The organism is Bartonella sp. AP57NXGY (assembly GCF_042195805.1).
GTDB lineage: Bacteria > Pseudomonadota > Alphaproteobacteria > Rhizobiales > Rhizobiaceae > Bartonella.
Window position 1 is genome coordinate 1 of record NZ_JBHIOZ010000188.1, and the last position, 2,345, is coordinate 2,345.

General features: G+C 39.2%; 2 protein-coding genes. Both read right to left on the reverse strand.

Annotated elements, in window-relative coordinates:
* The coding region (locus ACFIL8_RS09285; protein ID WP_375689543.1) for a porin family protein at positions 1–1,379 on the reverse strand (1,379 nt) is incomplete at its 3' end.
* A 684-nt stretch (positions 1,380–2,063) separates the two neighbouring features.
* Positions 2,064–2,345 (reverse strand): hypothetical protein (locus tag ACFIL8_RS09290; protein WP_375689545.1); only part of this gene is annotated, 282 nt, incomplete at its 5' end.

A 2,345-nucleotide genomic window follows, 5' to 3' on the forward strand; every position in this document is an offset into this window, starting at 1 on the left:
GCTTGTGTACTTTGTGCACCGTGTCCAGACATATTCTGTCCACCATGAGAACGAGAAGCATGTGGATTAGTACCATTCGGATGAGCACCAGAGCTATGCCCACCTGCATGAGGTGCACCATGTGCATTAGCATTTCCACTACTATGGGAAGAACTATGATGACCTCCCTGTTGGGCTCCGTTTATTCCATTAGAAACTTTTGTCTCTGAACCATTGGATGATCCTGATCTCGCGAGTACAAGTGATGAACTCGGTACTGTTTTTTCTGCTGCTGATGGTTGTGATACAGGTTGTACCAGTGTAGGTGCTTTTACTGCTGGCTGACTTGCGCCTGATACTGTTGATGAGGTAGAAGACGCGGTTTTTATAGCAACTGGTTTTTCAGACACTGTTCCTTCACTTGCCCTTCCCCCTGATAACTGACCTCCTATAGCTGATCTTGCCAATGAGAGCGATGCTGACCGCTCTGGTGTTCTACCCCCTGCGTCGGGGGAGGAAGATTTAGATGCAACTGGCTGTGATCGACTTACCACACCTACCGATGTCCCTCCTGTATTTGATCTTCCCAATGAAGACGATGGCAATTGCACTAATCTAACCGTCTGTCTAGAGGAGGCTGATTGTGCTACTGGCGATGCAGCTGGTGTTTGTGATGATATTGTTGAAACTCCTGGATTTTTTACCTCCACAGCCACTGTTTGTGTTGCATTAACATTGCTAGAATCTCCAGTTGTTGCTGCTTGATTTGATTGTGCTGCTCCTGCTCGTGACGGTTGAATTGCAGTTACTGGTTTAGCTGGTGCTTGACTGGATCGCGTTCCAGCAGATTTTTCTGAAGCGGATACTGCTGTTAGAGTCCCTCCTGTTGTAGCTCCTGCACCTGCAGTTCCTGAGGCAATTCTTTGTGTTTCTTCTGATGTTGCTGCTTGTGGTGCTTGAGGTGTTTGTAGGCTTGCGGATCTGCGGGATCTTACGACTGCATTTTCTACTGTAGCGTTATCAGCTGCACCTATGGTAATGGTCTTTGTGTGTTTTTTTCCAGATACCATTAAATCCGTATCGATACCAAAAATAAAGTTGTCACCGAGATCAATATTAGAACCTGCATAAAAACCACCTGCAAAACCTGAAAGTTTAGGAGAGAACTCTTTATCCAGTGGTAAACTCTTTTCTTGACCAACAAGAGCCATATCAGCTTTGCTCGAAAAACCACCAGCTTGGACACCTAAATAAAGACCTGTCCATGAAAAAGTAGGTGCAACAATGGTAGAAGCAGTCGATGATGCTGGCTGATGAGGAATCATAACATCAGCAGCTAGTGCTGTAGACGCTGAAATTAAAGAAAAAATAGACGCTGTTATTAAACGTTTTGTATTCATAAAATCTCTCCAAATATCCAAAATGAAATTCATATAGAGCATCTTTTCTGAAATATCTGTAGCAAAAATGACACACTCACAAAAAAATAAAGAATTTTTGCAAATAAGGCTTCTTAAACTTTTAATTCTGCATTCAATAAGAATTTGTAAACTAAATCACACTAAAATTATGTGTATTAAAGTTGGATTCATTTTCATTAAAGTTTCGCATAACTGTTAATGATAATATTCTTTATAAATTTCTTTTACCAAAATCTAAATAACAGTATTTTGCATACAATAAACTATTATCTGTTATTGCAAAATCAATACCAGCGCAAACAGTGAAATCAAATATTGCCTTTTTTAAAACCAAGCGCCATCAAAGTTTCATCTATTTACCAGCATGATCTACTTTTAGTACTTTAGCAATAGTATTTTGTATCTAAAATTCAGAAAAACAAAGAAATTATTCAAACACTCGCAAAAAAACTTTTAGATTCTTTGCATAAACATCTTCATCCTGCTACATCACATTGATTTATAAAGATAACTTATTGTTTTCATGTTGAATGAAAAAACTAATTCTGTAGGATTCTATCATTTAAAATCTGTTCCATGTTGTATTAATTAAAATCACTTGCTTGCACGTTACAAGCGAAATTTTCGTAAGGACGGACAAGGCTTTCTCTGCTGAAGCAAGACCTAAGGTTTGCATTCAAGTTGTTCTGAATGCTTTTTACAATAAGGGCTATTTAAGCGTCTCTCAATACTTCGCTGAGGCATGACAGCACCAGGACGACATATGGGAAGGTTGTCTGATTTATGATTTTCACACCAATCTTGTATTGTAAAGCTAGGACGAAAACCTGATTGCGCCATACACATTTCAATACTGGCGAATTGATTTAAATCTAGCGCCACAACCTTATTAAGGTCCGGTACTCCACATTCTAAAAGTATTTTATTTCTCCATAATGCTGGAGA